This is a genomic window from Yersinia vastinensis (assembly GCF_044905075.1).
Lineage (GTDB): Bacteria > Pseudomonadota > Gammaproteobacteria > Enterobacterales > Enterobacteriaceae > Yersinia > Yersinia vastinensis.
Genome location: NZ_CP173260.1, coordinates 3,364,015 through 3,388,272, shown reverse-complemented (window position 1 = coordinate 3,388,272; position 24,258 = coordinate 3,364,015). Strand labels below are relative to the sequence as shown.

Sequence of the window (24,258 nt, the reverse complement as noted above, 5' to 3'; positions counted from 1 at the left end):
CTCTATTTCGGTTATCCCGGTAGACTCATCATCTTTTGATTCGCGTATTATCATGCCACGGCATAATAGCGGATAACAAAAAAACGGATCTCCACTGGAAATCCGTTTTTATTTATTGGTTGTCTAAGGTGTAATAAATTATTTCAGTTACTCAGGTCAAAACGTCTATTCAGACCCGATTTGCTTATTTGACTTCCAATCCTTTTGCTTGCAGATCGGCATGATAAGAGGAGCGAACGAACGGGCCACAAGCGGCATGGGTAAAGCCCATAGCCATAGCTTCAGCTTTCATCTCATCAAACTCTGCTGGGCTGACATAACGCTGTACCGGTAGATGGTGACGGCTAGGTTGCAAGTACTGCCCCAGCGTTAACATGGTCACTCCGTGGCGGCGTAAATCACGCATCACTTCTACTATCTCGGCATTGGTCTCACCTAAACCAACCATCAAACCCGATTTGGTTGGAATCTCAGGATGCGCTTCTTTAAAGCGCTCTAATAATTTAAGCGACCACTCATAGTTAGCCCCTGGACGAACCTGTCGATATACCCGAGGAACGTTTTCCAAATTGTGGTTAAACACATCTGGTGGGGTCACGGTCAAAATATCTAGTGCACGATCCATACGACCACGGAAGTCAGGCACGAGTGTTTCAATTTTAATGGTTGGATTTTTGGCACGTATCGCGGAGATGCAATCGGCAAAATGCTGGGCACCGCCGTCGCGCAGGTCATCACGGTCAACAGAGGTGATAACCACATAACGCAGCCCCATATCTTTAATGGTCTGGGCCAGTTTCTCCGGCTCATTGGCATCTGGTGTCACCGGACGACCATGGGCGACGTCACAGAATGGACAACGACGGGTACAGATCGCGCCAAGGATCATAAAGGTCGCGGTACCGTGGTTAAAACACTCCGACAGGTTAGGGCAGGATGCTTCTTCGCAAACCGAGTGCAGACCATTTTTACGCATTGCTGCCTTGATACCCTGAATACGGCTGGAGTCAGCAGGGAGTTTGATTTTCATCCATTCGGGTTTACGTAGCAGCTCTTGACGTTCGGTAACCACGGTTTTAATCGGGATTAACGCCATTTTATCTGCGTCACGGTATTTGACGCCGCGTTCCATCTGAATCGGTTTACTCATAATCGTGCTGGTTCCAGTTCTGAATCTCTCAATTTGAGATTTTTCATTAAATTCAACGGGATGTGGCGTTCGTTAAAAAATATTTGAAAATTGTTTAAAAATTATATCATCTTTGCCCCACGTCATTCAGCCCCCAATTTTGTAAGTGTTAGTGGCTGTGGTTGGGGCATTTATTTTGTGTCGGATGATACATAGTCCGCCAGCGACCAAGGCTGTTGTTCTGCCTCGGGATAATCTAGCTGACGGGTAAATTCATGCACCAATATCGGCTGGATATCAGCAACAGTGGTACCTATTTTCAATGCGCTGACCTGAGTCATCTGCATACCGGCATAGCCACAGGGATTAATGCGCTGGAAGGGTTCCAGATCCATCGCAATGTTTAATGCCAGACCATGAAATGAACATCCCCGACGGATGCGCAATCCAAGCGAGCATATCTTCTGCTGGCCGACATAGACACCAGGCGCATCCGGACGAGCTTGCGACTCAATACCCAAATGGGCAAGCGTTTGTATCACGGTATTCTCAATGGCGGTGACTAACTGCCGCACACCCAATTTGGCGCGTTTGAGATCAATCATGATGTACATGACTTGCTGGCCGGGGCCATGGTAGGTGACTTGCCCACCGCGGTCACTTTGGATGACCGGTATATCACCGGGCATTAATACGTGTTCGGCTTTTCCGGCCTGACCCTGAGTAAAGACTTTCTGATGTTCAACCAGCCAGATTTCATCCGCGCTGGCAGCAGTGCGAAACTCAGTGAAGTTATGCATGGCTTGAGATACGGGGGCATAGGGTTGTAACCCGAGCTGGCGTAAAATGATCTTGTGTTGTTGCAAGCGAGGCATCATCTGGTTACAGAAATGGTGGCGTCAGTATACCAGCCCAGCAGTGTGGGGCCACTATTTTGACATTTTAAAAATCAGTTTGATATTTTAAACACAAATCTACCGCTTAATTCGCAGGGATAACGATATTGTTTAAAAGGAAAAAGACAAAAATAAGGCCCAGAGAGCGTTGCTGTCCAGGCCATTATATGAGGCGGTGTTGAATTGATGGGATATTTTGTCAGCAGGCCAAATGGGCTAAATTACAGCACCATCCGCACTAATTCCAGATTGCCCAATTCTTCATACAGCGTTTCCACTTGATCAATATGAGTTGCTGTGATGGTGATGGAAACAGAGTGATAGTTGCCTTTGCTGCTCGGTTTTACCTGCGGGGTATAATCGCCCGGAGCATGGCGCTGTACCACTTCAACCACCTGGTTAACCAGCTGAGGTTCAGCAATGCCCATTACCTTGTAGGTAAAAGAACAAGGGAACTCAAGCAGTTCGTTCAGTTTAGTTTTCATGTGCGCTCCTGGGTTGTCGCCGGACCAGATTAGGATTAAAGCATCCGACTCTAAAATTATAACTCCCGCCAGAGCGGGAGTTTCATATTATTTTTAATATGGGGCTGGCTTGCTGATTTTCAAGTATCCCCATCATCTTTCAAGTGAGTTGTACTCTTGAAATCTATAGGGTGAAATCAGAGGACTAACCGAACCAGCGGTGGAACATCAGCTTGATGTAGTCAACCATGCGGCTAAAGATGCCGCCTTCTTTCACTTCGTTCATCACCACTAATGGGCGTTGATCGATGGTTTTGCCATCCAACTGGAAGTTAATTGTTCCGACAACCTGATTCTTCGCCAGAGGGGCATGAATTTCAGGTGTATTGAGTACATAGCTGGCTTTCAGGTCTTTCATTCGGCCACGAGGGATAGTCAGGTAAACGTCTTTATCCACCCCTAACTGCACACGATCACTGTCGCCGAACCAGACCGGCTCAGAGGCAAATTCTTTACCCACTTTCAGCGGTGCAACAGTTTCAAAGAAACGGAAACCCCAAGTCAGCAGTTTTTTGCTTTCAGTTTCACGGCCTTTAAAGGTATGACCACCCAGTACGGCTGAAATCAAACGCATTTGCCCATCAGTTGCTGATGCCACCAAATTGTAGCCCGCAGCTTCGGTGTGGCCAGTTTTAATGCCATCAACGTTTAAGCTAGTATCCCACAGTAAACCATTGCGGTTGGTCTGGCGGATATTGTTGAACGTAAATTCTTTCTCTTTATAAATGGCATATTCATCGGGCACATCACGAATGAGTGCCTGACCAATCAGCGCCATATCACGGGCAGAACTGAACTGGCCGTCAGCATCTAAACCGTGAACCGTTTTGAAATGCGTGTTTTTCAGGCCTAAAGCGTTAACGTAGTTGTTCATCAGATTAACGAATGAATCTTGGCTACCCGCCACGTAGTCGGCCATCGCAACACAAGCATCATTACCTGACTGCAGGTTGATGCCGCGGGTCAGCTTAGACACGGGCACACGGTCGCCGGGCTTTAGGAACATCAACGAGGAACCTTTGAACTCAGGATTGCCGGTCGCCCATGCATCTTTGCCCACGGTAACCATGTCTTCCGGCCCGATTTTACCTGCTTTGATGGCCTGGCCAATAACATAGCTGGTCATCATTTTAGTCAGACTGGCTGGGTTGCGACGCGTATCTGCGTTCATTTCAGCCAAAACTTTACCGGAGTTGTAATCAATCAGAATGTAGGCTTCCGCATCGATTTGTGGAACGCCGGGGATCATGGTTTTCAGATTGACGTCATCAGCGTTTGCAGCAGACGCTGCGCTCATAACAATAACAGTGCCGAGCGCCAGGCTCTTGATAATGCGAGAAGTAGTTACATATTTCATGATCAGGACAACAACATCCGTGGGAGTAAGTTAAGAACATGCCACACTATAACATACCCTTCTTCATTGATATTGCAGGGCGCAGCTTTCACCTCCCCGCAGCATCAATAAATTTGGATATACACCCATGTGGCGTTTATGCATTTTTACCGGCAGATTTCTCTACGCGGTTATGATTATGTTTTCAACCGTAACATTCTGTTTGTACAGAGAGTTACGGTTATTTCTACCAGACCGACCTTAAATTGCTACAAGGTATGTCTATACCTTGGAACATCATTTATGGCGCCGCGACGACAAATGATTGCTGTTGTGCTTCACTCGACAGGCGTTGTTGAAGCGCCACAGCTTGCTGGCGAGTACTGAACGGCCCAAGCTGGACACGATGTACGCTACCATTGGTCGCAACCTTCCCCGGCACACCAAAACGCTGACTCAAACTCTGTTGCCAGGTCTGTGCGCGCTGTGCATCACTCAATGCCCCCACTTGCACCACATACCCATAGCTGCCAGATGTTGCTGTGGCTGCTGATGGGGTGGTCGCCGCTGATGAGGTCACAGGGCCTGGATTAGCAACGACTGGTGGCCTGACGGGGTCAGAATTCAGTGTGGGAGTGGCGCTACTCAGCGCCGGTTCTGAACTTTCCAGCACCCCAGCCGGTACCGGTGTTGAGGCGCGTAGGAAACCGCTACTTTGTGGGGCAACGGGTTGTGTGGCATCAGCACCTGACAAATTGCTGTTATCGATCGGACGCACTGGCGCACTCACTGCCGGAGCATCTTGCTGAATAGGGGTTCCCATGCCACCGGAGGTCAGATCCGGGCGGCTAGGTAACGCATAACTTTGCTTGGCAATAGTCGTGCCGACCATGCCGGGACCAGATAATGAACCATCGGGTGCCACATTGATAAAATCAATTTTTACCTTGGTATTATTTGAGATATTTAAACGGTCGGCAGCGGCTTTGGACAAATCAATGACCCGGCCCGGAGTATAAGGGCCACGGTCATTTACGCGGACGACAATTTGGCGGCCATTGCTGATGTTAGTGACGCGCACATAGCTTGGAATAGGCAGGGTTGGGTGGGCAGCGGTCAGCGCATTGGGATCAAAAATTTCGCCAGTCGCGGTGGAATTGCCATTCGCTTCTTCACCATACCAAGCAGCCAAGCCAATTTGAGTGAAGTTTTGTGGATCCTTGACGATGGTGTATGACTGACCATTCGCTTTGTAATCCTGATTAAAATTAGGATTAAAAGGCTCGTAGCGGGGTTCCGCACCACCAATTTCTTCAACTGGGCCATTGTATGTCTGCTGCACTTGTTGCTGCGGTGCCGGGGGCTGATTGGTACATGCTGATAGCAGCACGCCTGCGATGCCTGCCCAAAGCCATTCCTTACGCATTGCTCACCTCTATAAATTCTTAGATAACATTTTTCGATGAGTATGTATCGACATCACGATACCAAACCCGGCCATCAGGACTATCAGCGCCGAGCCTCCGTAGCTGACCAAAGGCAAAGGTACGCCAACTACAGGTAAAATTCCACTGACCATACCTATGTTAACAAACACATATACAAAGAGTATCAGCATTAATCCGCCGACCATCACCCGGCCAAAGGTCGTCTGCGCATGGGCAGCAATCACCAAACCACGCATGATAAGACAGAGATAAAGTGCCAGCAGCACCAGTACACCAATTAACCCCAACTCTTCTGCCAGTACAGCAAAGATAAAGTCAGTATGACGCTCTGGCAAAAATTCCAACTGTGATTGTGTTCCGTGCAACCAGCCTTTACCTGATAACCCACCCGAACCGATGGCTATTTTCGACTGAATAATATGATAACCGGCCCCAAGTGGGTCACTCTCTGGATCCAGCAGCATCATTACACGATCCCGTTGGTAGCCGTGCATCAGGAAGAACCAGAGAATAGGAATAAATCCAGCAACGAGCACAGCAGCAATGGCAATTAAACGCCAACTCATACCTGAAAGGAATAATACAAACAGACCAGAAGCGGCAATCAGGATAGAGGTGCCAAGATCGGGTTGAGCCGCAACCAGTAAGGTAGGCATAAAGATTAAAATCAGCGCAATACCCGTATTTTTCAATGAGGGCGGACAGACATCACGGTTCATAAAGCGTGCGACCATCAGCGGAACTGCAATTTTAGCAATCTCAGAGGGCTGGAAACGAATAAAACCCAGATCTAACCAGCGTTGTGCCCCTTTACTTATTTGCCCAAATGCATCAACCAACACCAGTAAGATGACGCACACAAAATAGAGATAAGGCGCCCAGCTTTCATAGACGCGAGGCGGTATCTGCGCCATCACCAGCATAACAACCAGGCCCATGGCAATTTGACCAACCTTGCGCTCCATCATACCTATGTCTTGCCCACTGGCACTCCACATGACAAAAGCGCTATAAGCCAGCAGAGCCAGTACGCAAATCAGAAACGGCAGGTCGATGTGCATTTTGTACCACAACGAACCCTTTTGTTGATTATCAGTCATGAGTTACCTTAATCCGCTTCAACTAGTCGGCTTCGACGCCCGGAGGCAGGGGGGTGGCATCCGGCAATTCAGTATTGTTATCGCCCAACAAAATGTGGTCGAGAATTTGGCGGGTAATCGTCCCCACCGCTGGCCCTGCACCGCCGTTTTCTAAAATCATGGCGACTGAGACGGTCGGGTTTTCGTAAGGTGCAAACGCGACCATCAACTTATGGTCACGCAAATGTTCCGCCACTTTATGGGCATTATAGGTCTCGTAGCTGTAAACCTGCGCGGTACCCGATTTAGCTGCCGCCTTATAGGGAGTCCCCTCAAAGAATTTACGACCGGTTCCGTTTGGACGGTTGGCTACACCATACATGCCATCTTTAGCAATTTCCCAGTAACCCGAATGGATATCCCCTATCTGGGTTGTATCTTCTTGTTTATAAGGGACTAATGCGCCATCAATGCGCGTGCTTTGCAGCAAATGAGGTGTTTTAACGGCCCCATCATTAATTAGTGTCATCAACGCTTTTGCCATCTGGATAGGCGTTGCCGTCCAATATCCCTGACCGATACCCACTGGGATTGTATCCCCTTGATACCAAGGTTTTTTATGGCGCTTTTGTTTCCATTCACGGGTTGGCATGAGACCCGCCCGCTCTTCGGATAAATCGATACCAGTATATTCACCGTAACCAAACTTGCTCATCCATGAGGATAAGCGATCAATCCCCATATCATAGGCTACTTGGTAGAAGAAGGTATCCGCCGATTCTTCTAGCGCCTTGGTGACATTCAACCGGCCATGGCCCCACTTTTTCCAGTCACGGAAGCGCTTTTCGGAGCCTGGCAATTGCCACCAACCGGGATCAAACAAGCTGGTGTTTTTATTGATCACGCCAGCACTGAGCGCAGAAACGGCAATATAAGGTTTTACCGTCGAAGCAGGGGGGTAAACACCTTGAGTCGCGCGGTTAATCAGTGGGCGATTTGGGTCGTTCAATAACCCCTGATAATCTTTATTAGATATGCCATCAACGAACAGGTTAGGGTCATAACTTGGGTTTGACACCAAGGCTAATATTCCGCCGGTACGCGGATCCGTAACCACCACTGCGGCGCGGCTGCCACTGAGAAGTTGCTCGATATAAGTTTGCAAATGCAAATCAAGTGTCAGGTAAATATCTTTACCGGCCTGAGGTGGTTGCTCATGCAATTGGCGAATGACTCGGCCACGGTTGTTGACTTCAACTTCTTCATAACCGGTTTTGCCGTGTAAGACAGATTCATAATAGCGCTCAATACCCAGCTTGCCGATATCGTGAGTGGCAGCATAGTTAGCCAAGATACCTTCTTTATCCAACCGCTCCACATCTTTATCGTTAATTTTGGAGACGTAGCCGATAACATGGGTTAGTGCAGAGCCATAGGGGTAGAAGCGGCGTTGATAACCTTTGACTTCAATGCCGGGGAAGCGGAATTGATTTACGGCAAAACGGGCGACTTGCACCTCGGTGAGCGGTGTTTTTACCGCAATAGAGGTGAAGCGGCGTGAGCGTTTACGCTCTTTTTCAAAATTGGCGATATCCTCATCCGTCAAATCGACTATCGGGCGCAGTGCATTGAGGGTCGCAGAAAGGTTTTCGATTTTTTCGGGCATCAGCTCTAGCTGATAGATAGTTCGGTTCATCGCCAGAGGGGTGCCGTTGCGGTCAAAAATCATGCCACGGCTAGGGGCGATAGGTACCAGTTTAATGCGGTTTTCATTGGAACGGGTGCGATAGTCTTCGAAACGGACTATCTGCAAATTGTACATGTTTGCGACCAATATCCCGCTTAACAGCAGGATACCGAGGAAAGCCACAAGGGCACGGCGGACAAACAGGGCCGATTCAGCCGAATAGTCGCGAAAAGGGTTAGGTTCTTTTTTCATCCCGCAGCTTACTTCATTCTATTCAGGGTCATCATGTTACTCAAATTCATCGCCCGCTTATTCCCGATGATAAGGGTGATTGGTCGTAATGCTCCAGGCACGGTAAAGGCTTTCAGCCACTAAAACGCGCACTAAAGGGTGTGGTAGCGTCAACGGAGAGAGCGACCAGCTCTGCTCTGCTGCAGCTTTACAGGCCGGGGCTAACCCCTCCGGCCCGCCAATCAACAGGCTGACATCACGGCCATCCTGCTTCCAGCGCTCTAATTGTTGAGCTAACTGCGGAGTCTCCCAAGGTGTACCTGGGATATCCAGTGTGACAATGCGGTTGTTCTTACCAACCGCCGCCAGCATTAGTTCGCCTTCTTTTTCCAAAATACGTTTGATATCCGCATTTTTGCCCCTTTTCCCTGCGGGTATTTCTACCAGCTCAAAGGGCATATCTTTGGGAAAGCGGCGCAGGTAATCCATAAAACCTGTCTGCACCCAGTCTGGCATTTTGGTACCGACGGCTACCAGTTGCAGTTTCACCGCTTAGCTCCAGAGTTTTTCCAGTTCATACATACGGCGGCTTTCTTCTTGCATAACATGCACAATTACTTCACCCAAATCGACAACGATCCAGTCAGATACACCCTGACCTTCGATACCCAAAGGTATCATGCCTGCCTTGCGGGATTCCTGAACCAGATTATCAGCCAACGCCATAACATGGCGAGTGGAGGTCCCGGTACAGATGATCATGCAATCAGTGATGCTGGATTTACCCTGAACATCAATAGCAACGATGTCTTGGCCTTTTAAATCATCGAGTTTGTCGATAACAAACTCTTGGAGTGCTTTACCTTGCAAAGGTTCCCCCTCAGGTGGTTTCTGTCCATAACGCTCTCAGGTACTGTCTCACGGGAAAACCCGTCGAGAGTGACCGGCAGTGAACGGTTATGATTGATTTATCGGCAGGATGCCGCTGAAAGCCAACTGTTTTATGTTATTTCACAGGGGTTTTCAGCGAATACCTGAAATTTAGCGGCGGAGTATAACATGGGTCAATGCGTCGCGATATAAACCCTCAGCCTCGATATAAACCTTGTAACTCAATATATCGCTGGACAGCTCGCGGCAGCAGATCATCACAGCTCTCACCTTGATGACGCCGATGGCGAATATCGGTAGCAGAAATATCCAATAAAGGCGTATTTGCCAGATAGATAGCCCCATGTGATCGTGTGCTCAACACCTGTGGATCAAAGACCTGATGGGCTTCAAGCCAGTGCTGCAATTCTACTGTGTCCAATGTTTGTGAATAACCGGGGCGGGCGCACACCAACAGATGGCACATATCCAATAGCGATTCCCAACGATGCCATTTATGCAGTGACAATAATGAGTCCTGCCCAATGATAAATGCCAAAGGCTGTTCAGCACCACGTTCTTTACGCAGTGATTCCAGTGTATCGATAGTGAATGATGGGCTATCGCGTAATAACTCGCGTGAATCGACGCTGAACAATGGGTTGCCTGTCACTGCCAGTTCGACCATCTTCAGCCGTTGTTGTGCATTGGCCTCGGGTTGAGGGCGATGGGGCGGGACATTATTGGGCAATAAAATAATGCGTTGTAAACCAACTTCCTGAGCCAATGCTTCAACCGGCTTTAAATGACCATAATGGATGGGGTCAAATGTACCGCCGAACAGGGCATGAAGGGCGCGAGTCGGGGAGTTATTGGGCATCAAAAAAGCTCTCGGGTAATGTTTTTCCACAGATCAGCATAGATAGCGTTTCTAACTCAGGCCAGATTGATTGGCCGTAATCCTGCTTAAGGCGGACTTCCATCTGTGCCAACAAATGAACGGCTTGTTGTAGTTGCCGCATAGAAAGACGTTGTAGCGCCTGAGTCATCATTGGGCGGCGATTCTGCCAGACTTTGAATTGGTCAAATAACGTGCGCAGTGGCACCTGTTCCATCCGGCGTTTGAGCGTTAATAACTGCAATAATTCACGTTGCAGGGTACGCAGCAAAATAACTGGCTCGCTGTCTTCCTGTTGTAATTGTTGCAGAATATGCCAAGCGCGTTTGCTTTTCCCTGCTAATAAAGCATCAAGCCAGTGATAAGGTGTGAAATGCGCAGCATCGTTGACGGCTTGTTCAACTTTGGGCAATGTCAGCTTACCGTCAGGATAAAGCAGTGATAGCCGCTCCAGTGCCTGCGATAACGCCAGCAGATTACCTTCGTAGCAATAGCACAGCAGTTGAATGGCCGCGTCATCAACGTCCAAATTAAGACTTTTGGCACGTGCACTGACCCAGCGGGGGAGTTGAGCTTGTTCGGGTGTTTGGCAACTGACAAAGACACCGTTCTTGCTAAGAGCTTTAAACCAGACGCTGTTTTCTTGTGCTTTGGTCAGTTTGTTTGCCCGTAGTATCAGTAAGATATCAGGGTGTAGTAGGCTCGATAATTTGACTAATTGCTCATTCATCGGTGCCGTCAAGCCACTTTCAGGGAAGCTCAATAGCAGTGTCTGGCGGCTGGCAAATAGGCTCAGAGCCTGACATAGACTAAAGATGTTGTCCCATTCAGTGTGGGCATCCAGTGCAAAACTGAAGTGTTCGCTGAAATCATGCTGAGCCGCGATTCGACGAATGTGATCCTGACTTTCCTGTAGTAATAGAGGTTCATTACCGCACAACAAATAGCAAGCGCGCAGCCCTTCATGGAGCTGCGCGACAAGTTGTTCAGGATAAATACGAATCATTTGGCTGAGGTACTGACTGCAGGTTTGCCAATGTTGATTTCTTTGACATCGGCCGTTTTAGCACTACCTGTAGTGACAGCCGTACTCCCTTCTTCCTGTGCGTTTTTGACTTCCGCAGCATGTACTGTCAGGAGTTGACGAACTAACTGTTGAGCTGCTTGATCACGCATTTCCTGACGGAGAACATCGGCTTCTGCCGTTTTCGCAAGTGCGGTTAACGGGTTATCGAAGAAGCTACGGAAGACATTAACCCGCAGTGGATAAATATCATGTCCAGGAATTAATACCTGAGCATTTACATGCAGCACCAACTGATATTCAGCCGTAACACCGTTTTGGAAGATTGACACAGTGGTCTTATTTTCAGTAGAGCCGAGAATCCGTAGCGCTGGTAAATCTTTACGCATTGGGTCATCAACAATGGTGACGTTGCTTAAGCGTAGCTGTTGGCGCACCGCACGGGTTAGTGGACCGTAGGGGTCACCACTTTCCAGCAACAGTTTTTGCAGTTCAGGTGGCACCTGAGTGGTGCCCCGCAAATTAAAGCCACAGCCAGCGGTGACCAGCACCGCTAACCCCAGCAACAGCGTCAGAATACGATGTCGCACAACTCCTCCTCGTCTTAACCCACTACCAGGTTAAGCAGTTTGCCAGGGACATAGATTACTTTACGCACGGTAACCCCATCTAGGTATTTAGCCACCAGGTGCTCTTGAGCAGCACGTTCACGCACTTGTTGCTCAGTGGCATCGGCTGGCACAGTAATTCGTCCACGCACTTTACCATTAACCTGTACGACCACTAATTTAGAGTCTTCGATCATCGCTTGCTCATCAGCCACTGGCCATGGGGCGGTATCGATATCACCTTCGCCACCCAGTGCTTGCCACAAGCTGAAGCACACATGAGGGGTGAATGGATAAAGCATACGAACCACTGCCAGTAATGCTTCTTGCAGCAGAGCACGGTCTTGCTCGGTTTCCTGTGGCGCGCGACCCAGTTTATTCATCAACTCCATCACTGCAGCGATAGCGGTGTTGAAGGTTTGACGGCGGCCCACGTCATCAGTGACTTTGGCGATTGTTTTGTGTAGATCACGACGTAAGGATTTCTGCTCTTCCGTTAGGCTGGCAATATCCAGTGGTGCGGTAGCTCCTTTTGCGGTGTGATCAAAGGCCAGACGCCAAACACGTTTCAGGAAGCGGTTAGCTCCTTCAACGCCAGACTCCTGCCATTCCAAGGTCATTTCTGCGGGTGAGGCAAACATCATAAAGAGACGTACGGTATCGGCACCGTATTTTTCTACCATGACTTGCGGGTCGATACCGTTATTTTTCGATTTCGACATTTTGCTCATACCAGCGTAAACCAGTTCATGGCCTTCGGCATCACTGGCCTTAACAATACGGCCTTTCTCATCACGCTCTACAATGGCGTCAACCGGTGAAACCCAGATACGTTCACCGTTAGGGCCGGTGTAGTAGAAGGCATCAGCCAGCACCATCCCCTGACACAGCAGGCGTTTAGCCGGCTCATCAGAATCAACCAAACCAGCATCACGCAGCAGTTTGTGGAAGAAACGGAAATACATCAGGTGCATGATGGCATGCTCAATCCCCCCCACATACTGATCGACTGGCAGCCAGTAGTTTGCTGCGGCTGGATCCAGCATGCCTTCGTCAAATTGTGGGCAGGTGTAGCGTGCGTAATACCAAGACGATTCCATAAAGGTATCGAAAGTATCTGTTTCACGCAGGCCCGGGATCCCGTTAACGGTAGTTTTAGCCCACTCAGGATCAGCCTTAATCGGGCTAGAAATACCGTCCATCACCACATCTTCAGGCAGAATAACGGGCAATTGATCTTCTGGTGTTGGGACGACAGTACCATCTTCCAGTGTCACCATTGGAATTGGCGCACCCCAGTAACGTTGACGAGACACACCCCAGTCACGCAGACGGTAATTCACTTTCCGCTGACCAACACCCAGAGCAACCAATTTATCGGCAATGGCATTAAAGGCATCTTCATAATTCAGACCATCAAACTCGCCAGAGTTAAACAATGTGCCTTTCTCGGTCATTGCCTCCTGACTCAAATCTGGCTCACTGCCATCAGCCGCTAAAATAACGGGCTTAATTGGTAGGTTATATTTGGATGCAAATTCATAGTCGCGAGCATCGTGGCCAGGAACCGCCATCACCGCGCCAGTACCGTAATCCATCAAGACGAAGTTCGCCGCCCAAATTGGTAATTTCTCACCACTCAAAGGGTGGATGGCATACAGACCGGTTGCCATGCCTTTTTTCTCCATGGTGGCCATTTCAGCTTCGGCAACCTTGGTATTACGGCATTCAGCAACAAAATCAGCCAACGCTGGATTAGTGGCTGCCGCTTGCAATGACAGAGGATGACTCGCAGCAACCGCAACGTAAGTCACACCCATAAAGGTATCTGGACGGGTGGTATAGACTGAGAGTTTATCGTCGCTATCAGCGACATTGAAAACGATATCAACCCCTTCAGAGCGGCCAATCCAGTTACGCTGCATCGTCTTCACTTGCTCCGGCCAGCTTTCAAGCGTGTCCAGATCGTTTAACAATTGGTCAGCGTAATCAGTGATTTTGATAAACCACTGTGGAATTTCTTTGCGTTCAACCGGCGTGTCACAGCGCCAGCAACAGCCCTCGATCACTTGTTCGTTAGCTAATACGGTTTGATCGTGCGGGCACCAGTTAACTGCGGAGGTCTTTTTGTAGACCATGCCTTTTTCATACAGCTTGGTGAAGAACCACTGTTCCCAACGATAGTAATCTGGTTTACAGGTGGCAATCTCGCGATCCCAGTCGTAGCCGAAGCCCAGTAGTTTCAACTGGTTCTTCATGTATTCGATGTTGTCGTAAGTCCAAGGCGCTGGCGCGGTATTGTTTTTTACCGCAGCACCTTCAGCAGGCAAGCCAAATGCATCCCAACCGATTGGCTGTAATACGTTTTTGCCCAGCATACGCTGGTAACGGGAGATAACATCACCAATGGTATAGTTACGAACGTGCCCCATATGTAGGCGCCCTGAAGGGTACGGCAGCATAGATAGGCAGTAATATTTTTCTTTGCTGGTGTCTTCAGTGACTTTAAAAGTTTGCTTCTCTTGCCAGTGAAGCTGTACTTGCGTTTCGATATCTTCTGGGCGGTATTGCTCTTGCATGGCGGCCGGTGGTCCTATAGTGAAAAACAGCTACGCCTGTAGCATCATCTGTTTCATATCATAAAGAGAGATCCGCATAGCATAGCTGATAAGCGGCAGCCGCAACAACACTCTGCGTCTTGTGGAGGGCTTTTTCTGCGCAGTGGATGGCAGAAATAACTAAAGTGGGGGAGGAACAACCTAATGATGACGTGACTTCAGTCATTTACGACTAAAATAATTAACGTTAGCTTTAATATCATAGGCAATAGAATCTGCATGAAGACTTCCCGATAACAGCAACGAGGTAACAAAAATCAGCCGAAAGAAGTCGATTGCCCCTATTTTCTTTGTCACAACTTTTGCTTTATCACAACCGTGGATCGAGGAGATTGTATGAACAAGGTCGCTCAATATTATCGTGAGTTAGTGGCATCACTGACGGAACGCTTGAAAAATGGTGAACGTGATATCGATAAGCTAGTGGACAGCGCCGAACAGCGGTTGAATGCTGTAGAAGACTTAACTCGGCATGAAGTTGAGCAAATCATTCAGGCAGTACGCCGTGATTTGGAAGAGTTTGCTCGCAGTTATGAAGAAAGCAAAGATGAGTTCACCGACAGTGTATTTATGCGAGTTATCAAAGAGAGTTTGTGGCAAGAACTGGCTGATATTACGGATAAAACACAGTTAGAGTGGCGCGAGGTGTTTAAAGATGTCAGCCATCATGGGGTTTATCACAGCGGTGAGGTGGTTGGATTGGGGAATCTAGTGTGTGAAAAATGCCATTACCATTTGGCTTTCTATACCCCAGAGGTGCTGCCTTTGTGCCCTAAATGTGGGCATGACCAGTTTAATCGTCGGCCATTCCAGCCTTAAAATCAGTTTGGGATAAAGAGAGACACTCCGTGCGTGCGGAGTGTCATGAGCTTGCAATCATTGACCACAGTCATGCGTTGAGTGCATGTGCCACGGGTTTCCATACCGACCCTGTGTTCAATGCTGTTGAATACGTTCGATATTTTCCTCCCCGATAAAGGCGGGGAGGAGGAGAGCGCTAGTGCAGGATTTTTGCCAAGAAGTCTTTGGCACGATCAGATTTAGGATTGTTAAAGAAATCGTCTTTGTTACTGTCTTCGACGATTTTCCCCTCATCCATAAAAATCACCCGGTTAGCCACTTTGCGGGCGAAGCCCATCTCATGAGTGACCACCATCATGGTCATACCTTCTAACGCCAGTTTGACCATCACGTCCAGCACTTCATTAATCATTTCGGGATCAAGAGCGGAGGTAGGTTCATCAAACAGCATAGCGATGGGATCCATGCACAGCGCCCGGGCAATAGCGACACGCTGCTGCTGGCCACCCGATAGCTGAGAAGGGAACTTATCGGCGTGAGTAGAAAGACCGACGCGGTCTAACAGTTTCAGACCTTTTTCCCGTGCTGCCGCTTTATCGCGTTTCAATACTTTGATTTGCGCCAGTGTCAGGTTTTCAATAATAGACAGGTGAGGGAACAGTTCGAAATGTTGGAATACCATGCCCACTTTGGAACGCAATTGCGCCAAATTGGTTCCCTTATCATTCACACCAATACCATTAACCGTAATGCTGCCTTTTTGGATAGGTTCTAGCCCATTAACGGTTTTGATTAAGGTTGATTTGCCTGAGCCTGAAGGGCCGCAGACCACCACGACCTCACCTTTTTTAACTTCGGTGGTGCAGTCAGCCAGCACCTGAAACTGACCGTACCACTTAGAAACATTTTTCAGGGAAATCATCAAACAGTCCTTTTCTTCAAATAGTTAACCAGCATCGACGCGGCAAAACTGATAACGAAATACACAAAACCGGCAAACAGCACCATTTCAACCTGAGTCCCGTCCCGCTCGCCAATGGTAGTGGCGGTACGGAAGAAATCGGCCAGACTAAGGACATACACCAATGATGTATCCTGAAATAACACAATCCCTTGAGTTAACAGCAATGGCACCATTGCGCGGAAAGCTTGCGGCAGGATAACCAATCTCATTGATTGGCCTTGAGTCATGCCTAACGCTAAGGCGGCAGAGGATTGCCCACGAGAGATACTTTGGATCCCGGCACGAATAATTTCTGAATAATAAGCCGCTTCAAATAGTGAAAAGGCTACCATGGCAGAGATTAGGCGAATATCAGTTTTTGGTGATAAGCCCAGCACATTTTGTAATAAGCTCGGAACCACCAGATAAAACCATAGCAACACCATCACCAACGGAATAGAGCGGAACACGTTGACATAGGCGGTGGCGAACCAACTGATGGCTTTTATCGGCGACAGACGCATGACGGCCAGAACCGTGCCCCAAATAATGCCGAACACAATGGCGATGAGGGTTATTTTGGCGGTAACCGCCAAGCCTTGTAGCAGATATGGCAGGGCAGGGGCGATGGAGCTCCAATCAAATTCGTACATTATTTACTCCCCAGATTGCCGGGTAACTGCACTTTCTTTTCAACTAATCGCATCAACAGCATGATCACGGCGTTGATCAGTACATAACCAAGGGTGATGGCGGTGAATGACTCATAGGCGTGAGCTGAGTAATCCAACAGCTTACCGGCCTGTGCCGCCATATCGACCAGCCCGATTGTTGACGCGATGGCTGAGTTTTTTACCAAGTTGAGCATTTCTGAGGTCATCGGGGGAATGATCACCCGGTAAGCATTTGGTAGCAAAACATAGCGATAAGTCTGTGGCAGGGTTAACCCCATAGCCAGACCTGCCGCTTTCTGACCGCGAGGCAGTGATTGAATTCCCGCACGAACCTGTTCGCAGACTCGGGCTGCTGTAAATAAGCCAAGACAAATCATTGATGAGAGGAAGAATTGGATATTCGGGTCCAGCTCACTTTTAAACCACATACCGATATCCGTCGGTAATAATTCAGGCACCACCAGATACCAGGTAAAAAATTGTACAATCAGCGGTACGTTGCGAAACAACTCAACGTAACAGGTCCCTATCCCTGACAAGATTCGATTGGGTACGGTTCGTAAAATACCGAACAATGAGCCGACGAAGAAAGCGATCACCCAAGCGCATAGTGATAATGCGACCGTGACCTGAAAGCCAGACCAGATCCAGCCGAGATAGGTGGTATTACCGAAAGGGGCAGGTTGCAGGAAAATGCCCCAGTTCCAGTCTATTGACATAAAAAACTCCCTTAAAAGGATGGGTAAACCATCCTGATGACTGATGATTCAATGCGTTGCGGCCTCCCGAGGGCTAACAAAAAAATGCGGAGTGGGGAACGGCCACCCCGCATCCTGTCCTTACCTGCCATCGGTCCATCATCAATCTGTAGGGCAAGCATTGCCTACCCTGATTATTATTGTTAGTTCAATGCTTTATCGTTAGGGGCTTTGAACAGCGCCTTCATCTCATCAGACAGAGAGAAATTCAGGTTAAGGTTTTTCGGTGGAATTGGGTTTTTGAACCAACGATCAAAGGATTTTTCAGCAACGCCGCCAGTTTGTGCGGTGGCGATGGTTTCATCCAGCAGGGCTTTAAAGGCTGGATCGTCTTTACGCAGCATGCAACCGTAAGCTTCTTGAGATTGCGGTGTGCCTACAATTTCCCACTGATCCGGTTTCTTCGCTTTAGCACGTTCGCCGGCAAGCAGAGCATCATCCATCATAAAGGCCACTGCACGACCACTTTCCAATGTGCGGAAAGAATCACCGTGGTCTTTAGCGCTGATGATGCGCATGTTCATTTTATCTTTTTCATTCAGTTTATTGAGCAGCACTTCAGAGGTTGTTCCGGAGGTTACCACCACTGCTTTACCCGCTAAATCTTTGAAGTCTTTAACTTCTGAACCTTTTTTGGTCAGTAAACGGGTACCAACAACAAAAATGGTATTAGAGAACGCAGCTTGTTTTTGACGTTCCAGATTATTCGTGGTTGAACCACACTCGAAATCAAAAGTGCCATTTTGCAGCAATGGGATACGGTTCTGAGAAGTGATTGGGATCAGTTTTACCTGTAAGTCCGGTGCGTTAAGTTTTTTCTTGATCGCATCGACAATCAGATTGGAATAATCTTGCGAATAACCGACCACTTTCTGCTGATTATCATAATAAGAGAATGGAACGGAAGATTCACGATGACCGACCACGATAACGCCGTTATCTTTAATCTTCTTCAGTGTGTCAGCTGAAGCTGCTGCGGCTTGCTCTGGTTTTGCTGCTGCTTCTTCTGCTTGGGCTACGCCACTTGCCATCCCAGCTAACAGTAGCGCTAACGCCAATTTACGCATATGCATGGTCTAACTCCTTTGCTGTTGTTTTTTACCTAATGTTTTCTTGCTCGATGTTGTGATACTTAAAATGTAGTCATGTTAAAAACGTGAAAAGTGAAAAATCGTCTTATTTTGTGGTATAGGCGTAACCACAGATATTTGTTGGTTAACACGCTATTTTCGCTGTTACTTGTATCAGATTATCTTTAAAAAATAGCCAATTGTTATGTAAATGATGAATAAATGTTTGTTTTTTGAGACGCAAATCGCACCAAATAGAGGCAATAAAACAGCAATGCACTACCTTGGTGCGCGCTATGCCCTATAAATGTGCGAGGAAATAGTGGCAATTCCCCCATGTAAACTGAGCTTTGCATACCTGCGGCGGTGATACTCATCACTGACAAAACAATGGCTAATGACTAACACCATTTGGTTACAAACAATGCAATGTTTGTGCCAGTAACAGAAAAAACGAGGGCAATAGCCCCATGAATTGAGGGCTATAGGCGTCTTCGAGGGGAGTTCTATTTCATCAAAAACCAACCAGCAGGCATGAAACTACTGGTTTGCTTAACTGTTGCCAGTTGATGGAGACTAGCTTAGCTGTTGGTTGTTGATAGCCAGATGAGCTTTAAAGACTTCCAACGCGGTAGGAACAGCCTCTTTTGCTGCGTGTTTCTCTGGATTCCACAAATCAGCAAAAGTAATCGCACGGCCACAGTGAATAAAGACCTCATCCACTTCAATGACTAGCACACTGCGTGCTGGTTGGCCGTTTTGGCTAAAACGTTCGCAGAGTTCTGGGTCAACAGAGATTTTTGCTCGGCCATTAACGCGGAAACCTTCAGTCCAGCCAGGGATCAGGAACAAAATACCGATAAAAGGGTTATGCAGCAAATTGCGGATACCATCCAAACGGTTATTGCCGGGCCTGTCTGGCAACATCAGGGTTTTACTGTCCTGCACATGAATGAAACCTGGCTCCCCACCTTTTGGCGAACAGTCTATTCCATTGGCGCCCAATGTTCCCAAAACAGCAAAAGGCGCGGCTGCGATCAGTTGTTTGGCGTAATCATCAATATGATCTATCTGTTTTTTCAACACATTCTGATTAGGGGAGGCGTAATGCTCACTTAATTGTGCTTCGGTGGTGAGAATAAATTCAGGATTCAGTGACATAAGGCTCTCAAATTGCAAATCATGCTAATTATTTGTACTAGGCGGCAAGATAACAGCAGTGATAACGATTCACAATACTGATAATGAGGGAGTTCAAGGGAGGGCGGGCATATCAACGACATGCCCGTGATATAGTTTATTTTTTATCTGAACGACAACGGATAGCACGGTACAGCGTCAACGCTCCAAGAACCAAGGTGATAATCCACATTGGCCACGAACCAAAACGAGCATAAGGAGTAAGACCCGTGGTTGGTGTCACTTTAACCTCCAGCACTTGCTGGGTGAACTGTGGAATTTGTGCCAAGACTTCCCCACTTGGGCCGATAGCCGCGGTAATACCATTATTGGTTGAGCGCAGTAGAGGGCGGCCCAACTCCAGTGCGCGCATACGTGCCATCTGGAAATGTTGCCATGGCCCGATAGAGTGCCCAAACCAAGCATCATTGGAGATAGTCAGTAAGAAATTAGTATCCGGGCTGAAGTTATCGCGAACCTGCTGCCCTAAGACGATTTCATAACAAATGGCCGCTGTCAGATTAAAGCCTGCGACATTGAGCTGTGGTTGCACATAACTGCCCCGGCTGAATGATGACATCGGCAGATCAAAGAATGGGGCCAGTGGGCGTAGTAATGATTCCAGCGGTACAAATTCACCAAATGGAACTAAGTGGTGTTTGCTATAGCGGTTATGGGTTGGGTACTGATATGGCTCTTTATCCCCTAACACAATGATACTGTTAAAGAAGTGATAACCTTTACCCTCTGGCCGACGCTGTGCGTCAACAATACCGGTAATCAGACTGCTGTGGTTTGCCCGCATGAGGCCATCGACCATCGTAAGGAAAGTCGTTTGGTCGGTTTCGATGTCAGGAATTGCTGATTCTGGCCAGATAATAATTGGTGCTCTCCCCATAAATGGGCGAGTCTCATCCAGATAAATTTGTAATGTACTGAGCAGGACTTTGGGATCCCACTTCATTGATTGGGCGATATTACCTTGCACCATAGCGATATTTACAGCACGTTCAGGTTCAGGGGTGAACCAGTGCAATTGGCGTAGCGGCCAAGGTAACAGTAACATCGCAATGGCAATAACCGCCGCAGTAATACGACGCTGATAGCAGGCATAGACCAATAACCCACTGATAGACATCAATATAAAGGTGATGCCATCAACCCCAAGAATAGGGGCAATGCCGCGAAGTGGGCCATTAACTTGGCTATAACCGAATTGTAGCCATGGGAACCCTGTCAGTACCCAACCGCGCAGGAACTCAGTCAGTTGCCACACCACCGGAGCGGCAATTGCTAGCCGCCACCAGCTTACTCTCGGGCATAATCGTGCTAATACACCAGCAAACAGCATGGTGTAGAGCGAAAGATAGGCGGCCAGTAATACCACCAGGAAGATGTTGATAGCCGTCGGCATCCCGCCAAATTCGGAGATGCTGACGTATACCCAATTGATACCACTGCCAAATTGCCCCATACCCCAACAGAAGCCAATGAACGCAGCTTGTTTGGTACTACGGTTCAATGTCAGGCTGAGTAAGCCAAATAGTGAAACAATGGCCGCAGGCCAGTGGTCAAATGGCGAGTAGGCCAGCGTCCCGCAGGCGCCAAAAAATAGCGCCAGTAGGGCGCGAACCCACTGGCGTTGGAGGTATGAAGCGATAGGCATCGAGGATTTATTCTTCCAATTTTGGTTGCGGAGCATCATCCGGGATTTTTACATGAACCTGAATAATACGTCGGCTATCCGCCATGGCAACTTTAAATAAGTAACCTTCAATTTCAATGGTTTCACCGCGCGCAGGTAGATGGCCAAAGGCCTGCATCACTAAACCACCGATTGTGTCTACTTCATCATCGCTGAAATGGGTATTGAAAACTTCGTTAAAATCTTCAATCTGTGTCAGCGCGCGAATGGTATAAGTGTGCCGACTAAGCTGACGAACATCTCTGTCTTCTTCATCGTCATACTCATCTTCGATTTCGCCAACGATCAGCTCAAGAATATCCTCAATGGTCACCAAGCCTGAAACGCCACCAAACTCATCAATGACAATGGCCATGTGATAGCGCTGGGAGCGGAACTCTTTTAGCATCCGATCAACGCGCTTACTTTCAGGCACTACAACTGCCGTCCGTAAGACTTTATCAATGCTGAATGGCTCGGAATCTGTGCGCATAAACGGCAACAGGTCTTTGGCCATCAGAATGCCTTCAATATGATCTTTATCTTCGCTGATCACCGGAAAGCGGGAGTGAGCAGATTCAATGATGACATCCAGACACTCATCCAGCGTTTGATTACGCTTTAATGTAACCATCTGAGAACGGGGGATCATGATATCCCGAACGCGCTGCTCGGCGATATCCATCACGCCTTCCAGCATGTCGCGGGTATCGGGATCGATCAGATCGTTTTGCTCAGAATCACGGATAAGCTCTACCAGATCACCACGGTTTTTAGGCTCACCGTGGAATAACTGGTTAAGAATGAGAGTAAAGAACCCTTTCTTGGGACTGGGGCTATCGCTGTTTTGTGAGTGGTCGTCGCTCATGGCGTTTTAGTTAAGTTTACCTATATCAAATTATATTATTATCGGCAGTGGTGGACTCACACCGCCGACATCACTTTTTATTTTTACCCGATCAATAGGGTATTAGTACACCCGCTTTGGCGGGATTATTCGGAGTCCTTCTCTGAAATATACGGGTCTGGGTAGCCCAGACTTTGCATAATTTCAGTCTCAATAGACTCCATTTCTTCAGCTTCATCGTCAACGATGTGGTCATACCCTAGCAGATGGAGGCTGCCGTGAACAACCATATGCGCCCAATGTGCCAATAGTGCTTTCTCTTGCTCAATGGCTTCTTGCTCAACAACCTGACGGCAAATGATTAAATCACCCAATAATGGCAGTTCAATTTCAGGTGGGGCCTCAAAAGGAAAAGACAAGACATTGGTCGATTTATCTTTACCACGATAAGTCAGATTGAGTTCATGGCTTTCAGCTTCATCAACCAAGCGAATAGTCACTTCAGAGACTTCCTGAAATTGGGGGAGTACCGCTTCCAGCCAACGTTGAAAATCTGCTTCGGTAGGTAAGCCATGGCTATCAGCGCAGGCAATTTGTAAATCGAGAATAACTTGGCTCACGGAGCCTCCTGCTCAGACGGGGTATGGCTTTCCCGCTTACGTTGTTCGGCAATAGCATCTTTACGTTTTTGTTCCGCGGCTTCCCAAGCTTCATAAGCAATGACTACACGGGCAACCACAGGGTGGCGTACCACATCTTCACTATGGAAGAAGTTAAAACTCAGCTCTTCCACCTCAGATAACACCTCAATGGCGTGTCTTAAACCTGACTTTTGGTGGCGCGGTAAGTCAGTTTGCGTGATATCGCCGGTAATCACTGCTTTGGAATTGAAACCAATGCGGGTTAAGAACATTTTCATCTGCTCAATGGTGGTGTTTTGGCTTTCATCTAAAATGATAAACGCATCATTCAGGGTACGACCACGCATGTATGCCAATGGGGCAACCTCAATCACATTGCGTTCAATCAGTTTTTCAACGCGTTCAAAACCCAACATTTCAAACAGTGCATCATAGAGTGGACGCAGGTAAGGGTCGACTTTTTGGCTGAGGTCGCCGGGTAAGAAACCCAGTTTTTCGCCCGCTTCGACAGCTGGACGCGTTAGCAAAATACGCCGCACATTCTGGCGCTCTAGGGCATCAACTGCCGCGGCTACCGCCAGATAGGTTTTACCGGTCCCGGCCGGGCCAACCCCGAAAGTGATGTCGTGATCGAGAATATTGGCGATGTATTGTGCCTGATTAGGTGTGCGTGGCTTCACCATCCCGCGTTTGGTACGGATATTTACTGCTTTCCCGTAGTCAGGTACGCTCTCGGCGGTTTGTTCCAATACGCGGCTCTCTTTGACCGCAAGGTGGATATCCTCAGGATCAATATCGGGGATGACGCCACGAATAGGGGCGGTATCCACATACAGGTGGCGCAGGATATCTGCCGCTGCAACAACGCAGATATTCTTACCGACTAGTTTAAAACGATTATCACGACGATTAATTTCAATACCTAATCGGCGTTCCAACTGTTTAATGTTGTCATCAAAAGGGCCGCATAAACTCAGCAGGCGCTGATTATCCGCGGGTTCCAGCAAGATTTCTTGTGTCACTACGTGCAAACTATTTCTCTGAGTCACTGCGTTCCTCTGGGTCACTTAGGGCCAGTTTAGTGTGAAGCCTGAGTACATCTCTAATAACGTTGAATATATCATTAATGGATATGATGCTAATCATACATGTCATTTCTGAATTATTCATGGTGCAGGGCGCTGACGCAAGTTTGCGGCTTACCAATTCATCTCTTCGGCCTTTATTCAAATAGCGACGGCCTGTTGGTGCAACTTGAAAAGTCAGAGTCTGCGTGACATCGCGCCAAAATAAAACAGGCACTGACAATGCAG

At 48.1% G+C, this 24,258-nt stretch carries 23 protein-coding genes; 1 reads left to right on the top strand and 22 read right to left on the bottom strand.

Going from position 1 to position 24,258, the window contains the following annotated elements:
• Nucleotides 1-184: 184 nt before the first annotated feature.
• From lipA to leuS, 13 genes are all read right to left on the bottom strand, one after another.
• Nucleotides 185-1,150 carry a lipoyl synthase gene (gene lipA, locus ACIOG0_RS15775; protein WP_050098973.1) on the bottom strand — a complete coding sequence of 322 codons (966 nt, stop codon included), beginning with the start codon at nt 1,148-1,150 and terminating at the stop codon, nt 185-187.
• Between the two features lie 170 nt (nt 1,151-1,320).
• On the bottom strand, nt 1,321-2,007 hold the full coding sequence (gene lipB, locus ACIOG0_RS15770; protein ID WP_072086587.1) for a lipoyl(octanoyl) transferase LipB: 687 nt from the start codon (nt 2,005-2,007) through the stop codon (nt 1,321-1,323).
• 239 nt (nt 2,008-2,246) lie between these two features.
• Nucleotides 2,247-2,510, bottom strand: coding sequence for a DUF493 family protein YbeD (gene ybeD, locus ACIOG0_RS15765; RefSeq protein WP_032818005.1), 264 nt, complete (start codon nt 2,508-2,510; stop codon nt 2,247-2,249).
• A 184-nt stretch (nt 2,511-2,694) separates the two neighbouring features.
• Nucleotides 2,695-3,906, bottom strand: a complete 1,212-nt coding sequence (gene dacA / locus ACIOG0_RS15760) for a D-alanyl-D-alanine carboxypeptidase DacA (protein WP_050098967.1) — start codon at nt 3,904-3,906, stop codon at nt 2,695-2,697.
• A 280-nt stretch (nt 3,907-4,186) separates the two neighbouring features.
• Nucleotides 4,187-5,311: an endolytic peptidoglycan transglycosylase RlpA gene (gene rlpA, locus ACIOG0_RS15755; RefSeq protein ID WP_145582046.1), complete on the bottom strand. Its 1,125-nt coding sequence runs from the start codon at nt 5,309-5,311 to the stop codon at nt 4,187-4,189.
• 9 nt (nt 5,312-5,320) lie between these two features.
• Nucleotides 5,321-6,433 carry a peptidoglycan glycosyltransferase MrdB gene (mrdB, locus tag ACIOG0_RS15750; protein WP_050098963.1) on the bottom strand — a complete coding sequence of 371 codons (1,113 nt, stop codon included), beginning with the start codon at nt 6,431-6,433 and terminating at the stop codon, nt 5,321-5,323.
• 22 nt (nt 6,434-6,455) lie between these two features.
• Entirely contained in the window at nt 6,456-8,351 is a 1,896-nt protein-coding gene (gene mrdA, locus ACIOG0_RS15745; RefSeq protein ID WP_050098961.1) for a peptidoglycan DD-transpeptidase MrdA, read from the bottom strand.
• Nucleotides 8,352-8,408: 57 nt separating this feature from the next.
• The gene (gene rlmH, locus ACIOG0_RS15740) at nt 8,409-8,879 is read right to left on the bottom strand and encodes a 23S rRNA (pseudouridine(1915)-N(3))-methyltransferase RlmH (protein ID WP_050098959.1); all 471 of its coding nucleotides are present in this window, start codon (nt 8,877-8,879) and stop codon (nt 8,409-8,411) included.
• Between the two features lie 3 nt (nt 8,880-8,882).
• Nucleotides 8,883-9,200 carry a ribosome silencing factor gene (gene rsfS / locus ACIOG0_RS15735; RefSeq protein ID WP_050098957.1) on the bottom strand — a complete coding sequence of 106 codons (318 nt, stop codon included), beginning with the start codon at nt 9,198-9,200 and terminating at the stop codon, nt 8,883-8,885.
• Between the two features lie 217 nt (nt 9,201-9,417).
• Entirely contained in the window at nt 9,418-10,080 is a 663-nt protein-coding gene (nadD, locus tag ACIOG0_RS15730; protein WP_050098954.1) for a nicotinate-nucleotide adenylyltransferase, read from the bottom strand.
• Entirely contained in the window at nt 10,070-11,104 is a 1,035-nt protein-coding gene (gene holA / locus ACIOG0_RS15725; RefSeq protein ID WP_050295422.1) for a DNA polymerase III subunit delta, read from the bottom strand. The genes nadD and holA overlap by 11 nt, the downstream gene beginning before the upstream one ends.
• Entirely contained in the window at nt 11,101-11,712 is a 612-nt protein-coding gene (lptE, locus tag ACIOG0_RS15720; RefSeq protein ID WP_050098951.1) for an LPS assembly lipoprotein LptE, read from the bottom strand. The genes holA and lptE overlap by 4 nt, the downstream gene beginning before the upstream one ends.
• Before the next feature lie 14 nt (nt 11,713-11,726).
• On the bottom strand, nt 11,727-14,309 hold the full coding sequence (gene leuS / locus ACIOG0_RS15715) for a leucine--tRNA ligase (RefSeq protein ID WP_050098949.1): 2,583 nt from the start codon (nt 14,307-14,309) through the stop codon (nt 11,727-11,729).
• 375 nt (nt 14,310-14,684) lie between these two features.
• On the opposite strand from leuS, the gene ACIOG0_RS15710 reads away from it, so the two are divergent.
• A complete protein-coding gene (locus ACIOG0_RS15710) occupies nt 14,685-15,167 on the top strand; it encodes a zinc ribbon-containing protein (RefSeq protein ID WP_050098947.1) in 483 nt (160 codons plus the stop codon).
• Nucleotides 15,168-15,345: 178 nt separating this feature from the next.
• Here the strand turns inward: ACIOG0_RS15710 and ACIOG0_RS15705 are convergent, their stop codons facing one another.
• From ACIOG0_RS15705 to ACIOG0_RS15665, 9 genes are all read right to left on the bottom strand, one after another.
• A complete protein-coding gene (locus ACIOG0_RS15705) occupies nt 15,346-16,071 on the bottom strand; it encodes an amino acid ABC transporter ATP-binding protein (protein ID WP_050098945.1) in 726 nt (241 codons plus the stop codon).
• Nucleotides 16,071-16,745: a glutamate/aspartate ABC transporter permease GltK gene (gene gltK / locus ACIOG0_RS15700; RefSeq protein ID WP_050098944.1), complete on the bottom strand. Its 675-nt coding sequence runs from the start codon at nt 16,743-16,745 to the stop codon at nt 16,071-16,073. The genes ACIOG0_RS15705 and gltK overlap by 1 nt, the downstream gene beginning before the upstream one ends.
• The gene (locus tag ACIOG0_RS15695; RefSeq protein WP_050098942.1) at nt 16,745-17,485 is read right to left on the bottom strand and encodes an amino acid ABC transporter permease; all 741 of its coding nucleotides are present in this window, start codon (nt 17,483-17,485) and stop codon (nt 16,745-16,747) included. The genes gltK and ACIOG0_RS15695 overlap by 1 nt, the downstream gene beginning before the upstream one ends.
• 182 nt (nt 17,486-17,667) lie before the next feature.
• Nucleotides 17,668-18,597 (bottom strand): amino acid ABC transporter substrate-binding protein, encoded by a 930-nt coding sequence (locus tag ACIOG0_RS15690; RefSeq protein ID WP_050139830.1) that lies wholly within the window; start codon nt 18,595-18,597, stop codon nt 17,668-17,670.
• A 573-nt stretch (nt 18,598-19,170) separates the two neighbouring features.
• On the bottom strand, nt 19,171-19,755 hold the full coding sequence (locus tag ACIOG0_RS15685) for an MSMEG_1061 family FMN-dependent PPOX-type flavoprotein (RefSeq protein ID WP_050098939.1): 585 nt from the start codon (nt 19,753-19,755) through the stop codon (nt 19,171-19,173).
• 136 nt (nt 19,756-19,891) lie between these two features.
• Entirely contained in the window at nt 19,892-21,439 is a 1,548-nt protein-coding gene (gene lnt, locus ACIOG0_RS15680) for an apolipoprotein N-acyltransferase (protein WP_050098937.1), read from the bottom strand.
• A gap of 7 nt (nt 21,440-21,446) precedes the next feature.
• Nucleotides 21,447-22,325: a CNNM family magnesium/cobalt transport protein CorC gene (gene corC, locus ACIOG0_RS15675; RefSeq protein ID WP_050098935.1), complete on the bottom strand. Its 879-nt coding sequence runs from the start codon at nt 22,323-22,325 to the stop codon at nt 21,447-21,449.
• A 125-nt stretch (nt 22,326-22,450) separates the two neighbouring features.
• Nucleotides 22,451-22,924 (bottom strand): rRNA maturation RNase YbeY, encoded by a 474-nt coding sequence (ybeY, locus tag ACIOG0_RS15670; protein WP_050098932.1) that lies wholly within the window; start codon nt 22,922-22,924, stop codon nt 22,451-22,453.
• The gene (locus ACIOG0_RS15665) at nt 22,921-23,994 is read right to left on the bottom strand and encodes a PhoH family protein (protein ID WP_174846825.1); all 1,074 of its coding nucleotides are present in this window, start codon (nt 23,992-23,994) and stop codon (nt 22,921-22,923) included. The genes ybeY and ACIOG0_RS15665 overlap by 4 nt, the downstream gene beginning before the upstream one ends.
• Between the last annotated feature and the right edge of the window lie 264 nt (nt 23,995-24,258).

Excerpts from the sequence above, each read along its gene's own strand:
- ACIOG0_RS15695 (WP_050098942.1), bottom strand. The coding sequence starts at position 17,485 with ATGTCAATAGACTGGAACTGGGGCATTTTCCTGCAACCTGCCCCTTTC.
- rlpA (WP_145582046.1), bottom strand. The coding sequence starts at position 5,311 with ATGCGTAAGGAATGGCTTTGGGCAGGCATCGCAGGCGTGCTGCTATCA.
- dacA (WP_050098967.1), bottom strand. The coding sequence starts at position 3,906 with ATGAAATATGTAACTACTTCTCGCATTATCAAGAGCCTGGCGCTCGGC.
- ACIOG0_RS15705 (WP_050098945.1), bottom strand. The coding sequence starts at position 16,071 with ATGATTTCCCTGAAAAATGTTTCTAAGTGGTACGGTCAGTTTCAGGTG.
- nadD (WP_050098954.1), bottom strand. The coding sequence starts at position 10,080 with ATGCCCAATAACTCCCCGACTCGCGCCCTTCATGCCCTGTTCGGCGGT.
- lipA (WP_050098973.1), bottom strand. The coding sequence starts at position 1,150 with ATGAGTAAACCGATTCAGATGGAACGCGGCGTCAAATACCGTGACGCA.
- ACIOG0_RS15685 (WP_050098939.1), bottom strand. The coding sequence starts at position 19,755 with ATGTCACTGAATCCTGAATTTATTCTCACCACCGAAGCACAATTAAGT.
- ACIOG0_RS15710 (WP_050098947.1), top strand. The coding sequence starts at position 14,685 with ATGAACAAGGTCGCTCAATATTATCGTGAGTTAGTGGCATCACTGACG.
- ybeD (WP_032818005.1), bottom strand. The coding sequence starts at position 2,510 with ATGAAAACTAAACTGAACGAACTGCTTGAGTTCCCTTGTTCTTTTACC.
- leuS (WP_050098949.1), bottom strand. The coding sequence starts at position 14,309 with ATGCAAGAGCAATACCGCCCAGAAGATATCGAAACGCAAGTACAGCTT.
- ACIOG0_RS15690 (WP_050139830.1), bottom strand. The coding sequence starts at position 18,597 with ATGCATATGCGTAAATTGGCGTTAGCGCTACTGTTAGCTGGGATGGCA.
- lipB (WP_072086587.1), bottom strand. The coding sequence starts at position 2,007 with ATGATGCCTCGCTTGCAACAACACAAGATCATTTTACGCCAGCTCGGG.
- mrdB (WP_050098963.1), bottom strand. The coding sequence starts at position 6,433 with ATGACTGATAATCAACAAAAGGGTTCGTTGTGGTACAAAATGCACATC.
- gltK (WP_050098944.1), bottom strand. The coding sequence starts at position 16,745 with ATGTACGAATTTGATTGGAGCTCCATCGCCCCTGCCCTGCCATATCTG.
- corC (WP_050098935.1), bottom strand. The coding sequence starts at position 22,325 with ATGAGCGACGACCACTCACAAAACAGCGATAGCCCCAGTCCCAAGAAA.
- lnt (WP_050098937.1), bottom strand. The coding sequence starts at position 21,439 with ATGCCTATCGCTTCATACCTCCAACGCCAGTGGGTTCGCGCCCTACTG.
- mrdA (WP_050098961.1), bottom strand. The coding sequence starts at position 8,351 with ATGAAAAAAGAACCTAACCCTTTTCGCGACTATTCGGCTGAATCGGCC.
- holA (WP_050295422.1), bottom strand. The coding sequence starts at position 11,104 with ATGATTCGTATTTATCCTGAACAACTTGTCGCGCAGCTCCATGAAGGG.